Source organism: Novosphingobium sp. 11B, assembly GCF_054589055.1.
The window spans coordinates 1-17,329 of record NZ_BAAILP010000344.1; the positions used below are offsets into that span (position 1 = coordinate 1).

Sequence of the window (17,329 nt, forward strand, 5' to 3'; positions counted from 1 at the left end):
CTTCAAAGGGAAGGGTCGGCGCCTGGCTATGCAGCTTCTCCAACTCGGCAATCCATTCGGGTGCTAACAGATCGCCGCGCGTCGCCAAAATCTGCCCAAGCTTTACGAAAGTCGGGCCGAGTTCCTCTAGAGCAAGTCGCGTGCGCGCGGGCTGGGCATTGCTCTGCTGCAGAGTGTCCCCGCCCTCTCCACGTTGTGTTAGCCCGAGCCGCGCCAGAATCGTATCGAGGCCAAAGCGCGATGCGATCTGCAGGATTTCGGTTAGGCGAGGACCGTCCCGTCCGGCGGCGAGTATAGGCTTCAACAGCATAGCCGGTGAAACGGGTCGTCGAGCCCATCTGTTCCTTCAGGACGGTTATCGCGTGAACCGGGCCTATCTGCCTGATTGCGTCTGCCACCTAGCGCGGAATCCGAATAATTATGGGCCGCCGTTATCATTCGTCGGTCTAAATCCAGAGCCCCATGAATGCCTTTTTTCTGAAACCCGTCATTTTTGGCCGTATCCGCAAATGGCGCCTTTGTCCCAGACCCGGCGGTTGATCCCGGCGAAAACGACCCTTCCCGGTCGTTCAGCCCCCAAAATCTGATATCCAGGTGCAGACGGGCCGCTATCCGGCAACTGTCGGCCAGGGAGAGGCTAAGGACTGCCGAAAGGCATGCGCCACATCCCGCGCGGCAGCGCCCGGGATGTGGCTTCCGGATTAAAGCCCGAAGCGGACCGTTCCCAGTACGGTACGCGGTGCGCCGGGCAGGTTGAGGATCGCCGACGTGCCGTGGCCGGACACGATGTAATCCTTGTCGAACACGTTGTAGACATTGATCTGAAGACGCGCCGGACCAACCTGTGCCCAGGCCATCGCGTCCGCAGTGAAGTAGTGCTCCAGCACAGTGGTGTTGGCGGGGTCTGCCCAGCGGTTGCCCACGTAATTGGCTCCGGCGCCGATGCCAAAGCGGCCGGCGAAGCTCTTGGTGAGGAACGCGTTGGCCGCATTCTTCGGCGTCAGCGTTGCGCCCTTATTCACGAAAAGCGGGTTGGCCGAACGCGTGACCTCGCCGTCGAGGTAGGCATAGCCGACAATGGCGCGGAAGCCCGATGGCAGGTCGAGCGCGCCGGACACCTCGACGCCGCGCGTGCGCTGGTTGCCGATCGGAACGACGACCTGCGGATTGGCCGGATCGCTGCCCTTGATCCCGGTACGCCGCAGGATAAAGCCTGCGACCTGGATCGACAGGCGGTTGTCGAACAGCGTGTACTTGGCGCCGATTTCCTTGTTCGTGGTCTTCTCCGGCGCGATATCGGCGTTGTTGGCGGCCAGCGCGAAAGTCTCGGCGGAGGGCTGGAAGCTGGTGCTCCACGATGCGTAGTAGGACTGCGCATCGTCCGGCTGGAATACCAGACCCGCACGCGGGCTCCACTTGTTGTCGATGCGTTCCAGCGGCGTGGCACGCGCCGGGATGGTCAGGCGGGTTTCCTGCTTGAACCTGTCGTTGCGCACGCCGACAAGCGCCTTGATGCCGTGGCCGAACTCGACGAAGTCCTGTACGTAGAGACCGCGCGTTTCCATCACCGACTTGGAACTGGCGCTGAGTGCGGTGAAATTCTCGTTCGACAGCGTCGGCAGTACCGGCGCGAGGATCGGCGTCACCGCCACCACGCGCGATTGGATGGTGTCGGCATCCTTGACCTGCCGTGCGAACTCGACGCCGTAGAGGATGGTGTGCTTCGTGCCCCCGAACTCGACCTTCTGCGTCAGTTCGGACTGGTTCGACCAGCCGTCCTCGTCACGCAGGATGCCGCCGTGGGATAGCGAGACGGTGCGCGCGGCCGCGTTGACGGCGGTGGCGTTGGTGTTGTGACGGTCCAGCGTGTAACGATAGTGGCGGAAGCCGTTGCGGAACGACAGCGAACCCGAGAAGCGGTGCGCGAACGTCACCGTCTGCGACAGAACTTCGGAACGGCTGACGTCCACGTCCTTGGCATTGGCCGCGCCGTAGTAGGTCGAGCGGGGCACGTCGACGACCTGCCCGTTGATCGCGGGAATGCCGAAGTCGGTCAGGCGGCGGTCCTTGAGGTAGTCCGCCTGGATCAGGATCGAGGTGTCCTTACCTTCACCTAGCAGGATCGACGGGGCAATCGCGACGCGCTTGATGAACTGCTGGTCGCGGAAGCTGTCGCTGTCCTCCAGCGCACCCGTCACGCGGAAGCCGACGCCGGAAGCCTGATCGAAGTGGCCGAGGTCGATCTCTCCGCGCGCAACGTTCTTCGATCCGTAAGTTAGGGCGCCGCCGATGATGTCCACGTTCGGACGCTTGGTGACGCGGTTGATCAGGCCACCGGACGAACCGCGCCCGTAGAGCACCGCTGCAGGGCCCTTGACCACTTCCACGCGCTCGACGTTGGATAGGTCGCGGAAATAGAGCCCGTCGTCGCGGAAGCCGTCGACGTACTGGTCGGCGATGGCGGTGAAGCCGCGGATCGTGACCTGATCGCGCTGCCCGTCGCCGTGCGAGAACGACACGCCGGGCACGTTCTTGAGCGCATCCTGCAGTGAAAGCGCGCGCTGGTCGCGCAGCACTTCGGAGGGCACCACTGCGATCGACTGCGGAAGGTCCTTGATCGCCACGGAAATCTTCGCCGCGCCGGTGTCCTGCGGGACATAGCCATCGTCGGCACGCACGCCCGTCACGATGATCGAGCTGTCCTGATCCGCAGGCGCCTCAGCCGCCGCTGCTGGCAGCGCGACCGGCAGTACCAGCGCGGTGGTAGCGATAAGGCGTGCGAGATTGACCTTCGGAAAGGCACGGCGAAGTTCAGACAATTCGGATCCCCCTGGGTGAAGTTTTGCGAGCGCGTATCAATAGCGTTTCGGGAAAGCAACAATTTGTTACATCTCGTTACGTTTCTCATGCTCGCAAAGGGGCTTGAACGCCCGGCTTCTCTCCGCGCGATCCATGCCGGCCGCGCAAGACCTGCGTGGACCTCGAGAGTTGGGAAACTGCAAAGCTTCTCGAAACACGCCCTATGCCGAGCAGTTAGCCAGCTCGGTGAGAATCCTGGCTCCTTGCAAGGGCAAGGAGCCAGGCGATCTCAGATTTCGGTGCCCTCCGCCAACGTCAGGGCGTCCTCCACGTCCACTCCGAGGTATCTGACCGTGCTTTCTATCTTCGTATGACCAAGCAATATCTGGACGGCCCGAAGATTCCCGGTCGCCTTGTAGATGATCGATGCCTTGGTCCGCCGCAGCGAGTGAGTCCCATAATCCTCGCTGGGCAAGCCGATCCCGGTGACCCATTCATCGACAAGGCGCGCATATTGCCGGGTGCTTATGTGGGCAGCGTGATCGGTACGGCTAGGGAAAGCAAAGTCCTCCAGCGATCCCCTCCGCAACTCCAGCCATTTGAGTAGGCTGGCGCGAGCATCGGTCATCAGTTCAAACTGAACGGGTCTGCCGGTCTTTTGCTGGACTACCGTGGCCCGCGTGCGAATTTTCCGATCACAAACGATATCGCTGATCCTGATTTTCACCAGATCGCATCCGCGAAGCTTGCTATCGATGGCGAGGTCAAAGAGCGCGCGGTCCCGGATCCGCCCATGCTGGTCTAGAAAGAAACGGATTGCCCATATCTGGCGGGGCTTGAGCGCTCGTTTCGCACCGACCTTGCGCCCGGCGTTCCAAACTACCCGCTCGCGAGCGGCGGGATCAAACTCTGATAATCCCATGACACATCTCCTATGGCCGTGACGGCCATAGGTGGAACGCTTCAAAGGAGGGCCGACCCTTCCCGGTCGTTCAGCAACCAACTCTACGCTCCCAGGTGCGGACCGGCAGCTTCCTCATTTTGGATGCCCAAGACTGGTCGTGGAGAGATCGTCGGCTGTTGGGCGATAGGCAAAGGACAGCCGCCATTCCCAGCCAAAGCACAGAGGAGCGGCTATCGACCAACGGTCACTGATTTTGCCTCTCAGGATACCCCGAAGGCGGCCGCAGGGAGCGATAGCCCACACCTACCGCTCCCTGCGCCACCAATACCGTTAAGCGGTGATCAAATCTGCGCGAGCCCCCCGTCGGCGAACACCTCGCTACCCGTCATGAAGCTGCTGTCCGACGAGGCAAGGAACGCTGCCACCGCGCCGATTTCCGACGGCATGCCAACATGGCCGATGGGGGTCCGGCACCCATCTCGATCATCGCGTCGCGGCCGATCGCCTCCTGTGCGAGCTCGGTCAGCGTCGGCCCGGGCGAGAGCACGTTCACGCGGATGCCGGTGCCGCGCAGATCCTGCGCCCAGCTCCGCGCGAAGTTGCGCACCGCGGCTTTGGTCGCGCTGTAGACGCTAAACGCCGGAGTGCCCATCACGCCGGTGGTGGAGCCGGTCAGGATGATCGAACCACCTTCCCCCATCAGCGGCAAGCCCATCTGCACGGTGAACAGCACGCCCTTCACGTTGACGTCGAACGCGCGATGATACTGCTCCTCGGTGATCTGGCCGAGCGGCACCAACTCGCCGAACCCGGCATTGGCGACGAGAATATCGAGCGAACCGCGTTCCGCCTTCACCGTTTCGAACAGGGCCTTGAGGTCGGCGAGTTCGGAAACCGATCCCTGCACCGCGCGGGCATTCTCACCCAGTTCCGCGACTGCCCGGTCCAGCAGCTCGCGTCTGCGCCCAGTAATATAGACGAACGCGCCTTCTTCGATGAACCGCTTCGCCGTACCGAAGCCAATGCCCGTCCCGCCGCCAGTCACGACCGCCGTCTTGCCACTCAATCTCTTCATGTTCGTGTCTCCAGTTTGCACTGGCGCAGAACTGAGGATGCACCTACCTAGCGACAAGTATGCACCTTTTGGTAAGTAGAAAATAATGGCGACAGCACCCTCCGACCCCGTTCCCGGCTTTTCCTGCGGGCTCGACGTCACGCTGCGCGTGATCGCGGGCAAGTGGAAGCCGCTGATCATCTATTTCCTGATCCAAGGCCCCAACCGCTATGGCGCGCTCAAGCGCGCGGTGCGTGGCGTCAGCGACAAGATGCTGATCCAGCAATTGAAGGAGCTGGAGGCCGACGGCATAGTCGTCCGCAAGGACTATCAGGAAGTACCGCCGCGCGTGGATTACACGCTTACCCCGCTGGGACATTCGCTGGCACAGGCGCTTGCGCCCCTATGCACATGGGGCAGCGACAATATGGAGGCGGTTGCGCGCATTTTCGCCGAACGCGACCAATGGCAACCGCCCCGGGTTGTTACGGGCGCCTGACTACGCCCGAATACGAGAGCGCTGGCTGCGCTTCGGCGATCTGGTCGGACGCGCAGGTGTCGGCGACGCGCGGGATGAGGGTGCCGGTAACGATCGACGCCCGCCGCTGTTCGACGCCGTTTGGCAGCTCGCAGCGGCTAGGTATATGCGCGAGCAGCCAGGCTTTGTGCGACGAAGCGACACCCTGCGTTGCCGCACCAGGAAGACTTAGGCGGGGTCAGCGCTCCGTAATCGCGCTCGGAGCGAACTGCCCGTAGCATTCGATCAGCATCTCGGTGAGCACCCGTATCTTGCGGGCCGGGTGCTGTCCGGGAGGACGGATGACGTAGATACCAAGATCGGGGCACGGATAACGCGGCATGACCTCGACAAGCGCGCCGGAAGCGAGGTGCTCGATAATCAGTTCCTCGGGTACGCCGGCAAGGCCGATCCCGGCAAGCGCTGCCGCTACGAGGGCAATGGCATTGTCGGCCTTGAACCGCCCCTGCGGCTTCATCGGGATCGGCTTGTCTCCGTCCATCGCGATCCAGGTTTCGGTGCCCTGCATGACGACTTCATGGGTCACGAATTCCTCCGGCGTTTCCGGCGCGCCGTGCTTTGCGATATAAGCCGGACTGGCGACATACTTGGCCGTCGTCCATCCGACCCGCCGTGCCAGCAGGGAGGAGTCGGTAAGATGGCCGACCCTGATCGCGCAGTCGAACCCTTCAGCGATCAGGTCGACGAAACGATCGGTGTAGCTGGTCTGGATATGCAGCTTCGGATGACGCTCGGCCAGCGTCGCGAACACCGGCGCGAAATGCGTCGGCCCAAAGGACAGCGGTGCGGCTATCCGCAGGCGGCCGCGAAGCTCTCCGGCAGGGAGAATGGTTTCTCTCGCGATATCGATCTCGGCACAGATCCTCGCTGCGTGCTCGCGAAAAGTCGCGCCGGCTTCCGTAAGAGCAGCCCCTCGCGTCGTGCGTGCGAGCAACTGAATGCCGAGATCTTCCTCGATCCGCGCGAGCCTGCGACTGACGATGGACTTCGACAGGCCAAGGCGCCGCGCCGCTGCGGTGACACCGCCCGCGTCCGCGACTTCGACGAATGTTCGCAGTTCTTCGATGTCCATTCAGCGTTCCTGAAAGTGCGACACAGTGTGCCACTATCAGGCGCTATCGTATCACAAATCGTAAAGGCAAAGTCCACCGGACATCGCCGCATCCAGTGCGTGTCAACTGCAACCCCTCGCGATTACAGCGGCAGCAAAGGAAACCACCATGACTCTTCGCAACGGCCTCGACTCCCTTCTTCGTCCCGAAGATTCGGTGCTCGTCCTGATCGACCACCAGCCCTACCAGCTCGCGAACGTGAACAGCCACGATCCACAGGCGGTGGTGAACAACACGGCCGCACTCGCCAAGATGGCCAAAGCATTCAAGGTTCCGACCATTCTCACCAGCGTCATCGCCGACCGCGGCGGCCTGCTCTTCAAGCAGCTGACCGATGTGTTTCCCGATCAGGACGTGATCGACCGTACCTTCATCAACACCTGGGAGGACAAGGCCGTAGTCGACGTCGTCAAGGCGACGGGCCGCAAGCAGCTCATCATCGCCGGCCTGTGGACGGAAGTGTGCGTGGCGATGCCAGCCATTCAAGCGGCGGGCGAAGGATGGGACGTGACGGTAGTGACCGATGCCTCGGGCGGCGTCTCGGTCGAGGCGCACGAGGTCGCGATCCAGCGCATGGTCGCGGCGGGCGTGAATATGATGACGTGGGCTGCCGTGGGGTCCGAGTGGCAGCGCGACTGGGCGCGGCTCGACACTGCTGCCCTCCTGCCTGACATTCTGATTGAGCATTTCGGCGGCAGCGGCATCGCCTACATGTGGGAGCAGCAGCTTCTCAACACGCCGGTCGGTGCGGCCGGGTAATTGAATTCGGGGGGCGAGAACTGCGCATGATGCGCTGCCACATAGCGAACCGGTATCGGCTTTCGTCCTCCGACCATCGGAAGTTTCTAGACTGCAGGGGAATTGTTCTTGGAAATCGGTATCGACAGTTTCGCCGCCATCCTGCCTGACCCAAAAACGGGAAAACTCCCTTCCGCGACAGATCGGATGGCAAACCTGCTCGACGAGGTTGAAGCCGCCGATCGAGCAGGTCTGGACGTGTTCGGTATCGGTGAACATCATCGCCCCGAATTTCTGGATTCGGCGCCTGCGATCATCCTTGCCGCATCCGCCGCGCGAAGCCGTCGTATCCGGTTGACGAGTGCCGTCACCGTGCTCAGCGCAGCAGACCCGGTGCGTGTGTTTCAGGAGTTCGCAACGCTCGATCTGATTTCCAGAGGGCGCGCGGAACTCGTTGTCGGACGGGGTTCGTTCGGCGAAGCCTTTCCCCTGTTCGGCCTCGATCCGCATGCTTACGATGACCTGTTCGCCGAAAAACTCGACCTGTTCCTGAAGTTGGGTGAGACGACGGGCATCACCTGGAGAGGGCGTTTTCGTCCCCCGCTCGACGGTCAGGGCGTCTTTCCCCGTCCGCATCAGCCGCGCCTGCCGGTGTGGGTCGGCGTCGGCGGCTCGCCGAAATCCTTCGCCCGTGCGGGGGCGCTGGGTCTACCGCTGATGGTGGCGATCATCGGCGGCACTTTCGACCGCTTCCGCCCCCTCGTCGATCTCTATCGCGACGCCGGCAGACAGGCGGGGCACGGGCCTGACGTCCTGAAGGTCGGCGTCCACGCGATGGGCTTCGTCGGGCACAGCGATGAAGAGGCGCGCGATGCCTTCTTCCCCGGCTGGGCGCACCTGACCGCCAAAGTCGGGCGCGAGCGCGGCTGGTCGCCGCCTACACAGGCGCAGTTCGAGGCCATGGCAGGGCCGGAAGGCGCCTTCCTGATCGGTGCCCCGGACACGGTGGCGGCCAAGATGCTCCGCGCCAGCGAGGTACTCGGCAACGTCTCGCGGATCACCTTCCAGATGAGCACCGCTTCGCAGGACAGTGCCGCGATGAGGCGATCGATCCAGCTTCTGGGCACTGAAGTCGCCCCGAAGGTTCGGACAGTGCTTCAAGGACGAGTGGATTCGACCAGGACCGAAAATGGAGAAACGGCATGATCGAGATGGTCATCGAACAACGCCGGCGTGATCTGGGCGGCGGCTTCGAGGTCGGGCGCGTGCTGCCGTTTGCCAAACGCCGGATGATCGGGCCGTTCATCTTCTTCGACCATATCGGTCCAGTCGATCTTGTGCCCGGCCTCGACCCGCACATGGACATTCGCCCGCATCCGCACATCGGCCTGTCGACCGTCAGCTATCTCTTCTCCGGCGAGATCATGCACCGCGACAGCGTGGGGGTCGAGCAGGTCGTCCGCCCGCGCGAGGTCAATTGGATGACGGCGGGGCGTGGCATCACCCATAGCGAGCGCCTCGAGCATGCCCCCGCCGTGGGCGACCGGGTGCATGGCATCCAGGCCTGGGTCGCGCTGCCGGACGGCAAGGAAGAGATTGCACCGTCCTTCTCGCATCACAGCGGCAGCGATCTGCCGCAATGGAGCGAGAACGGTACTGTCGGACATCTCATCGCCGGGAGTGCCTATGGTTTGAAGGCCGGAGCGCAAACGCATTCGCCGCTCTTTTACGCGCACCTCGACATGGAGCCGGGAGCGAGCGCCGAAATCCCGAGTGGTCACTCCGAGCGAGCGCTCTACATCGCCGAAGGCGCGGTTGAAATCGACCACCAGCGTTTCGAAGCAGGACGGATGATCGTCCTTGGCGCTGCAGCCTCGCGGTTGCTGGCGCTGGAGCGATCGACGGTGATGATGCTCGGCGGCGAACCAGTCGGTGAGCGCTTCATCTACTGGAACTTCGTCTCTTCCTCGAAAGACCGGCTGCGACAGGCTGCGGGCGACTGGCAGGCGGGCCAGATGAAGTTGCCAGATCTGGACAATGAGGAGTTCATTCCGCTGCCGGACGTTCCGGCACCACCTGTCTCGACACGGTAACATGCGCGCTTCGGTCGTTCTGTAATCCTGCGAGCATCTCGAGTAACGTGTCGATATGACTGACCAGAAAAAAGGCGTGGCGATTCAAGGCCGCCTGATCCCCTTTCCTTCGTCCATCAGCGCAGAGGCCCGCGCCAGCCTTATGCGGCAGGTCAATGACGACGGCGTGCCGCTGAACGCGCTCTACGCAGTGCCTCTGCCTGACGATCATGCAGGCTGGATGGAAATCAAGGCGGCAGCGGATGGACAATATGCGGCGGCGGTAAAGGGCCTCGCCGGCACTCTGCGCGCGAGCGTCGAGACAATCCGAATCGGGGATGCGACAATCCACCTCGCGACGCCGGAAACCACGGATAAGCCGGATTGCGCCTATCTGGACTTTCATGGCGGCGCGCTGGTGTTCGGCGGCGGAGAAGCTTGCCGCGCGCAGGCGCGGATGCAGGCGGATCAGCATGGGGCACTGTGTTACGGCGTCGATTACCGGATGCCGCCCGAGCATCCATACCCTGCAGCGCTGGACGACGCGATGGCAGCGTATCGCTATGTACTGGAACGCCACGCGCCAACACGTATTATCGTTGGTGGCCGATCGTCAGGAGGCAATCTGGCGGTGGCGATGCTCCTGCGCGCGAAGGACGAAGGGCTTCCACTCCCCGCCGGGTTGGTCCTGCTCTCCCCCGAAGTCGATCTGACCGAGTCCGGCGACAGCTTTCAGGTCAACCAGATGATAGACGTCGTGTTGCCCGGTTCGCTGATGCGCAACAACGAACTCTATGCCGGCGGGGCAGACCTGTCTCACCCTTATCTGTCGCCTCTGTTCGGTGATCTGACGGACTTCCCGCCAACATTCCTCCAATCAGGCACACGGGATTTGTTCCTTTCTAACGCTGTACGGATGCATCGCGCCTTGCGCCAGGCGAGCGTGAGCGCCGAACTGCATGTGTTCGAGGCTATGCCTCACGGCGGATTTCAAGGTGACACACCTGAGGACCGCGACCTGACGGCCGAGGTGTCCCGGTTTATCAAAGTTCATTGGGGATGACGCATTCGGGGCAAAGCCTGATAGGCTGACTATATCCATGCCACCGAGATTATTTCCTGTGGCACCATCAACGGCAACTTTCATGAGTTTGCAGTTGGCTGGAATGGGCGGTACAAGCCGTTGCTGCAGTCGACCCTTCCAAGTCGTTCAACACCCAATTTTAATCTCTCAAGGCCAGACCGACAGCTTCCTTATTCTTAACGCCTTGGACTGGCCGATTTCGAATGTCGGCTGACCGGCCGAGCGGATCAGATAGCTGCCTGTCGCCTTTCGTTGCATGCTGAACTTCGAAAAAATTATCCAGAGCGATGCCTTCTGCTGAATATACCGCTCGAGCTAGCCAAATGCTATGAATATAAAAATGGACTATCGCCATAGTACATCTACAATTTCACCAAAATATATCATCATAGTTTTTATGCGCGTTTTATTGTAATAGAATTAATTTGATAATTTTCGTTGATGAAATTAAACGAGAATATATATTTAAACTAATTAAAAGTTATCGAGTCAAGAAATTCTTCTGATCCGACCCCAAGGGACATAGGAGCTGCAATCGAAGGCAAGGCTGTGACGTCAAAAAGTTCGGTAATGTCGCCTTCCAAACGAAACCATTCGACCAGTCCCCCGGTAGACAGATCAATGATCATCACTCCGCACCACGCAGCCAGCCCGCGTGCGTGAAGTTCGGCGTCGAGCGGCAATCCCGCAAACGTTCCATACCGGGGTTTGGAGACTGTAACGAACGCAAAACCGGCGTAAATCTCGAGCCCGCGCATGAAACCGGGAACGAAGGCAAGGTCCTTGCTCGTTCCTTTGATGGGATCGACTTCAACGATATAACCGCGACCTGAATCGAGCAGATACACCATGTCTCCGACGGTTCTGGGAGAGTGCGGCATCGAGAACCCCTCGGCAACGATATTTCCGGTCCTGACGTCGATGAGAAGCCCGCCGTCCACGCGATGCTCGCGCCACTGGCCCGGCTCATCGGTACCCGCGATCGTTGTCACATATGCCGGCGCGCCATCGAGCATGGCAATTCCGTTGAGGTGGCAGCGGTCGCCGGGGGCGAGTTCGGATATGAAATCGGGTTTCCACAAGGCACGAAAACTGTGCACGGGATCGAGCGTGGCAAGACATGAGAAGCTCGTATTGGCGAAAACCACCTGTCCCGCGGAATCGATCGCCAGTTCGTGAACGTCGAGATCGCCGGTAGTGTGGGCATTGCGCGGCATGAATACCGCATCGAAGCGATCGTTGCCGACCTGACCGGGACGGAGCATGTTCTCCAGACGCCATATCTGGAACTTGCTCGCGAGGTAGAGACTCCCCTTATCCCAGCAAAGTCCCATGGCTTGCGAATAATTTTGTTGATTCAACGATATGCTGCCATCGGGCATCAATCCTACCAGAAACAGTTGCCCGGTCTGGTAGGACGTGAAGCCGAACGAGGTGCTGTGCCGTTGCAGCCATTCAGGGAGCCCCGGCGACACGATGAATTCAACTTTGGGGGGCATGACCCCTGCATTTTCGGCATGGGCCACCGCACACGGTCCTTAAAAGGGATTGCGCAGGTTATGCGCAATCCCGGTATTCATCAGAAGCGAATTCGAAGACCGGCGCGGCCACCGGCGCCTTCGATATCGGAACGTGCAGCGCTGTTGTCGCTGAAGGACTTGATGTAAGTCCCTTCGATGAACCCGCTGACACCGCCGACCTGGGCGATTTCGACGCCCAGCTTGGCCTCGCCGTAATCACCCACGCGGTTGTTGCGATAGGTAAGGGTCTGGCCTCCGCTCACGAAAGTGACACTGTCACGGCCCTTGAATTCGTGAACGTAGTTGCCGCCGGCATAGATCGATGCCTTCGCGCCGAACATGTCGATCTGCGTGCCAAGACGTGCACCGGCACGCCCGCGCAGGCCATCGGCATCATTGAAGTCGACAGCAACGCCCTGCGAGGCAAAGCTGTCGAAGTCGGACTTGACGTAGGACACGCTCACCGCCGGTTCAGCGAAGAAGCTGTCGTTACCGAAGCGCAGCCCCGCCTCGACCCGGCCGCCGTAAGCGTCGCCCCTGGACTTGTCGCGGAAACCGCCGCCGGTGCTGCGCGCATCGGCCCAGTAATAATCATACTTGGCCAGACCATTGATAAAGACGTTGCCGGTGGTGAAGCTGCCGTAGATGCCGGCGTTGACAACATCGAAGCTGACCCGATCAGCGGAACCATCGAATTGCATCGACGAAGAGATGTAGCCGCCGGTCACGCCGAAGGCGAAACCGCCACGCTCGCCGCTACCCCCGCCGATGTCGAGACCGACCTGCCCACCGAAGTAGTCCTGCTTGTAGCCGGTGTTAACGGCGCGGGTTGCGCCGAACGCGGTGAAGTTGCCACCATTGTCCCGGTCTTCGACGGAGCCGTGCATCTGCACCCAGATCTTGCCGGTGGTTTCACCCTCGCCTTCGGCCCAGAGCTGGTCACGGCGAGCCTGCAGCTGCGCGCTGACGACATCCGCCGACTTCAGCCAGAGGCTGCGAACGCCCTCTACATAGTTCAGGGTGCGCAAGGCCGCATCGCTTGGTCCACCTACAAGGCTGTAGGAGAAGTCGGTTGGGTTGTAGACGACATCGTAGCGAACGAGACCAGCGTCCATCCCGCCGCCGGCACCGCCAAGGTTGAACGCGTTGGCTGAAGACGCAGCGCCAGCCTGAACGACGACCGTACCGGGGTTGAACAGAGCCTCGGTTCCGGTCTGACGCAGAAGGATGGTGGTGCTGCCCGTTGCGCCAGCGCCGAGGACCAGACGATCCGACGCGCCGGTGCCCAGATTGGCGTCCAGACCGAGCTGCGAAGCGCCGGAGCCTGCGAAGGTACCCGGAACGACCAGCCGGTCGCCCGTGACGCCATTGCGCAGATCAACGAGACCAGAGTTGTTGAACTGCTCCAGCCCGGTCAGCGTCACCGTTCCTGCGATGGTGCGCCCAGTGGAGAGTGCCACCGTGCCGGTGTTGTTGAACACGTCGCTGCCGGCGCCGAAGTCGGGGTTTTCAGCCAGGACGAAACGACCGCTGTTGTTCACGACGTCATTGCCCGCGGTAAGCATGATGTCGCTTCGCAGGGTGCCGCTGTTGTTGATGGTCGCGGGCCCGCCGGTGACGGCGATCGTGTAGCCATTCTGCGCTGCGCCCAGCACACCGGCGTTATTGATGGTGGTTCCGTTGACGGAATTCGCGGTGATCAGATTGCCATTCGCCGAAGCTATCGAGCCGTTGGCGGTGACGAAGACGCTTGCCATGTCACCGGCGGTGACGAAGACGGCATCGGCCGCGGCTCCGGTGGTCGATACTGCGCCGCGCACGGTCGCAGATGCATCGCCGGTGGCCGTAACATTGACGGCCCGCGAAGTTGCGCCCGTGGACGCGACGTTGCGAACGTCCGCGCTGGCATCGCCGCCCGTGGCGATGACGGTGACGGCGTCAGCAGGACCGCCGTAAAGGGCCTGGCCGGCCATCGCGGCCGTGCCGGTGACGACGACGCTGGCGTTCGCACCTTGCGCGTAGATCGCGCTGCGGCTGGTCGCGGTGTCAGCCGCATCGGCCGCGACAGTCGACACGTTGTTGGCCGAGATCGCAACGTCGCCGGTTGCCGAAGTGGCGTAGATGCCGAAGCCGCCGCGACCCGTGGAGGCGACATCGCCGGTGGTCGTCACGTTCACAGCGCCGGTATCGGAATAGCCGTAGATCGCCGAGGAGACGGCACCAGCCGCGGTGACATCGCCGCCGGTGATGTTGACGTCCCCGCCGCTCGAGCCCGCGATCACACCCGTGGAGAAGGTGCCCGAGGTCGAGACCTCGTCGAAGTCGACGGTGCTGCCGCCTTCGCCCGAGATCGCCTGGATGCCGGTAGCATTGAAGCCGGTGGTGGCAACGGTGGTTGCCGAGACCGCGGCGCTGCCGTTACGCGCGGTGGCGTAGATGCCCTGCGCGCCGTCGCCGGCGGTGTTGACCGCACCGGTGGTGGTGACGGTGACATTGCCGGTGTCGCTGTTGGCGGCAACCGCAATGGCGTTGCTGCCCGTCGTGGTGACCGGGCCGGTGGTGACGATCACGTCGCCTGCGGCCGCACTCGCATTCACGCCGCGTGCGCCAAGCCCCGCGGTGCTGATCGAACCGGAGGTCACAGAGACATTTCCGGCCCCTGCGGCAGTCGCGGTGATGCCGGTGGAATTGGGCAGGAAGAAGAAGCTGCTGCCGTCCAGTCCGGTGGTCGTGACGTTGCCGGTAGCGACCGTGACGTCACCGTCGATGCCGCCGATCGCACGAACGCCGCCCGCGAGCGAACCGGAGGTCGACACGTCACCGATCGTGACCGAGACGGGGCCGGTGGTGCTGAGCGCATCCACGGCGTTCGCGTTTGCACCGCTGGTCGAGACGCTCCCTGCGCCGGTCACAATGACGCCCTGATCGCCGCGAGCATAGAGCCCGAAGCTGTCATCCCCCGTGGTCGATACGGCGCCATCGACGTTGACCATGGCCATGCCGCCGGTCGCAGAGACATTCACAGCGTCGCTGCCGGTTCCGGTGGAAGTGACATTGTTGAGGTCCGCGCTGGCATCGCCGTCGGTGGCGATGACGGTGACGGCGTCAGCAGGCCCGCCGTAAAGGGCCTGGCCGGCCATCGCGGCCGTGCCGGTCACGACGACGCTGGCGTTCGCACCTTGCGCGTAGATCGCGCTGCGGCTGGTCGCGGTGTCAGCGGCATCGGCCGCGACGGTCGAAACGTTGTTGGCCGATATCGCAACGTCGCCGGTTGCCGAAGTGGCGTAGATGCCGAAGCCGCCGCGACCCGTGGAGGCGACATCGCCGGTGGTCGTCACGTTCACAGCGCCGGTATCGGAATAGCCGTAGATCGCCGAGGAGACGGCACCAGCCGCGGTGACATCGCCGCCGGTGATGTTGACGTCCCCTCCGGTCGAGCCCGCGATCACACCCGTGGAGAAGGTGCCCGAGGTCGAGACCTCGTCGAAGTCGACGGTGCTGCCGCCTTCGCCCGAGATCGCCTGGATGCCGGTGGCATTGAAGCCGGTGGTGGCAACGGTGGTTGCCGAGACCGCGGCGCTGCCGTTACGCGCGGTGGCGTAGATGCCCTGCGCGCCGTCGCCGGCGGTGTTGACGGCACCGGTGGTAGTGACGGTGACATTGCCGGTGTCGCTGTTGGCGGCAACGGCAATGGCATTGCTGCCGGTCGTGGTGACCGGGCCAGTGGTGACGGTCACGTCGCCTGCGGCTGCACTGGCGTTCACGCCGCGCGCGCCAAGACCGGCAGTGCTGATCGACCCGGAGGTCACAGAGACGTTTCCAGTCCCTGCGGCGGTTGCGGTGATGGCGGTGGAATTGGGCAGGAAGAAGAAGCTGCTGCCGTCCAGTCCGGTGGTCGTGACGTTGCCGGTAGCGACCGTGACATCACCATCAAGACCGCCGATCGCCCGGACGCCGCTCGCGAGCGAACCGGAGGTCGACACGTCACCGATCGTGACTGAAACCGGGCCGCCGATGCTCGTGAGCTCGACCGCGTTTGCATTCGCACCGGAAGTCGCGACCGTAGCGGTGCCCCCGCTGAGAGCGATCGCTTCGGTCCCCGAAGTGTTGATGAAGACGCCGCGGGTTCCGTTGCCGCTAGTCGCAACAGAGACGTCGTCGTCCAGCTGCACGGTCAGGCCATCCGCTTGAGCGGGGTAGGAAATTCCAGAGGCGTAGAGGCTTCCCGCCGCGCAAACCACAGCGCCGCTGCCTGCAGCCGGAATTCCGCATTCGTTGTCCGCAAGTGCCGGCGAAGAAAAGCCGACCAGACCCATCGCGATGGGTGCCAGCGCGCTGCCAAGCTTGAGGCGAGCGCCGACGGACGCTGACGCGCCGCGTCGTGAAACTATCGATTTCATGATCAACTCCCTGGGCGAAACCTTTTGTCGCATCTCGAGCACTGTTGCGCGGTCCCGCCGACGCCCAGCACCACTCGCCCGATTTTCCGGCCAAGCAATCCTGATACCGTTGAAGGGAGTTTTCGATCCCAAGCTGCCTGAAAATAAATAAATATTCAGCTTGAAACTAAATCTGGCTGGCAATGTTCGCGCTCGATTTGAGTGTCGAGCATATGCCGTGGATACTCATGCGCTCGGTAAAAGGGCGGCGCATGTTCGGCATGAGCCAGATATTTATGAGCCATCGACGCTCAAATCGTATCTCAAGCTTACCGCTCAGACCAGATTATGAGGCTATGGGTCCAGCAAGCTGGCGTTGAACCCTGGCAAACCGACCTTCTCGGACTCGCAGCGGTACTTATTCGATCTCCAGTTGCGGAGTGGTCGTGTTCCATTTTCTGGACGCCCGAGACCGACCGATAAGAAACTCCGGGTTCCGAGCCCTGACCAGGCTGACGCCAGCGTTCGCCTCATCAAGTCTTTGAGGGAGATGCTGGACTTCCTGAGTGGGACTGCATCCTGCGAATACCGGCGAGCACCGCGCTCCATTCGGGCAATTTGGATTGGAACTGTTCCGCTGAGAATGCGTAGCGCGGCGACCAATGAGGGCAACTGCAAGGCGGTGCAGGATGTTCGCAGCTGCCCTCAGGTCAGCGCGATCAGAAGCGGAAGCTGCTGGTCACCATGACGCTCTGGGTGTCGAACTTGTCGCCACGATTGATGCTGGCTCCGCCCGAGGGGGTGATGCGGAAGGGATTGGTCGCAGGTGCGGTGCCCGCACCGACATCGACGCGGTAATCGTCGGCATTGTAGCGGGTATAGAGATAGCGCGCGCCGATCGAGAAGTTCCGCGCGACCTTGGCTTCCACGCCGCCGCCGACGTTCCAGCCCCAGGCATCTTCCTTGCGGTTGACTTCGGTGAAGCTGTTCGCCCCGTTGCTGGTCGCGAAGCTGTTGCTCACCTTGGCGTAGGACAGGCCGCCCGTCACATAGGGCATGATGCCGCTGCGCGTTGTCACGCCGAGCCGGGCACGCAGATTGCCGTTCCAGTCGATCTGACGGCGCATGG

Annotated in this window: 11 protein-coding genes and 2 pseudogenes; 5 read left to right on the forward strand and 8 right to left on the reverse strand. The window is 62.2% G+C overall.

What is annotated here, in order from left to right; translation table 11 throughout:
* The 4 genes and pseudogenes from ACYPYD_RS28235 to ACYPYD_RS28250 all read right to left on the reverse strand — a co-directional run.
* A pseudogene (locus ACYPYD_RS28235) lies at nt 1-310 on the reverse strand (AarF/ABC1/UbiB kinase family protein); the annotation flags it as partial.
* Nucleotides 311-701: 391 nt separating this feature from the next.
* On the reverse strand, nt 702-2,819 hold the full coding sequence (locus tag ACYPYD_RS28240) for a TonB-dependent receptor (protein ID WP_459667097.1): 2,118 nt from the start codon (nt 2,817-2,819) through the stop codon (nt 702-704).
* Nucleotides 2,820-3,088: 269 nt separating this feature from the next.
* Nucleotides 3,089-3,721: a tyrosine-type recombinase/integrase gene (locus ACYPYD_RS28245; protein WP_459667098.1), complete on the reverse strand. Its 633-nt coding sequence runs from the start codon at nt 3,719-3,721 to the stop codon at nt 3,089-3,091.
* Between the two features lie 323 nt (nt 3,722-4,044).
* A pseudogene (locus tag ACYPYD_RS28250) lies at nt 4,045-4,778 on the reverse strand (SDR family NAD(P)-dependent oxidoreductase).
* Nucleotides 4,779-4,863: 85 nt separating this feature from the next.
* Here ACYPYD_RS28250 and ACYPYD_RS28255 point away from each other — a divergent pair.
* Nucleotides 4,864-5,256, forward strand: coding sequence for a winged helix-turn-helix transcriptional regulator (locus ACYPYD_RS28255; protein WP_459667100.1), 393 nt, complete (start codon nt 4,864-4,866; stop codon nt 5,254-5,256).
* A gap of 217 nt (nt 5,257-5,473) precedes the next feature.
* Here the strand turns inward: ACYPYD_RS28255 and ACYPYD_RS28260 are convergent, their stop codons facing one another.
* Nucleotides 5,474-6,367 (reverse strand): LysR family transcriptional regulator, encoded by an 894-nt coding sequence (locus ACYPYD_RS28260; protein ID WP_459667101.1) that lies wholly within the window; start codon nt 6,365-6,367, stop codon nt 5,474-5,476.
* A 196-nt stretch (nt 6,368-6,563) separates the two neighbouring features.
* On the opposite strand from ACYPYD_RS28260, the gene ACYPYD_RS28265 reads away from it, so the two are divergent.
* From ACYPYD_RS28265 to ACYPYD_RS28280, 4 genes are all read left to right on the forward strand, one after another.
* Nucleotides 6,564-7,166: a hydrolase gene (locus tag ACYPYD_RS28265; protein ID WP_459667103.1), complete on the forward strand. Its 603-nt coding sequence runs from the start codon at nt 6,564-6,566 to the stop codon at nt 7,164-7,166.
* Nucleotides 7,167-7,274: 108 nt separating this feature from the next.
* Nucleotides 7,275-8,351, forward strand: a complete 1,077-nt coding sequence (locus ACYPYD_RS28270) for an LLM class flavin-dependent oxidoreductase (RefSeq protein ID WP_459667105.1) — start codon at nt 7,275-7,277, stop codon at nt 8,349-8,351.
* Nucleotides 8,348-9,238 (forward strand): pirin family protein, encoded by an 891-nt coding sequence (locus ACYPYD_RS28275; RefSeq protein ID WP_459667108.1) that lies wholly within the window; start codon nt 8,348-8,350, stop codon nt 9,236-9,238. The genes ACYPYD_RS28270 and ACYPYD_RS28275 overlap by 4 nt, the downstream gene beginning before the upstream one ends.
* A gap of 55 nt (nt 9,239-9,293) precedes the next feature.
* On the forward strand, nt 9,294-10,280 hold the full coding sequence (locus tag ACYPYD_RS28280) for an alpha/beta hydrolase (RefSeq protein ID WP_459667109.1): 987 nt from the start codon (nt 9,294-9,296) through the stop codon (nt 10,278-10,280).
* Between the two features lie 491 nt (nt 10,281-10,771).
* Here the strand turns inward: ACYPYD_RS28280 and ACYPYD_RS28285 are convergent, their stop codons facing one another.
* From ACYPYD_RS28285 to ACYPYD_RS28295, 3 genes are all read right to left on the reverse strand, one after another.
* A complete protein-coding gene (locus tag ACYPYD_RS28285; RefSeq protein ID WP_459667112.1) occupies nt 10,772-11,827 on the reverse strand; it encodes a TIGR03032 family protein in 1,056 nt (351 codons plus the stop codon).
* Between the two features lie 53 nt (nt 11,828-11,880).
* Complete coding sequence (locus ACYPYD_RS28290) at nt 11,881-16,221, reverse strand: beta strand repeat-containing protein (RefSeq protein ID WP_459667114.1); 4,341 nt, start codon at nt 16,219-16,221, stop codon at nt 11,881-11,883.
* Between the two features lie 698 nt (nt 16,222-16,919).
* The coding region (locus ACYPYD_RS28295; RefSeq protein ID WP_459667117.1) for an outer membrane protein at nt 16,920-17,329 on the reverse strand (410 nt) is incomplete at its 5' end.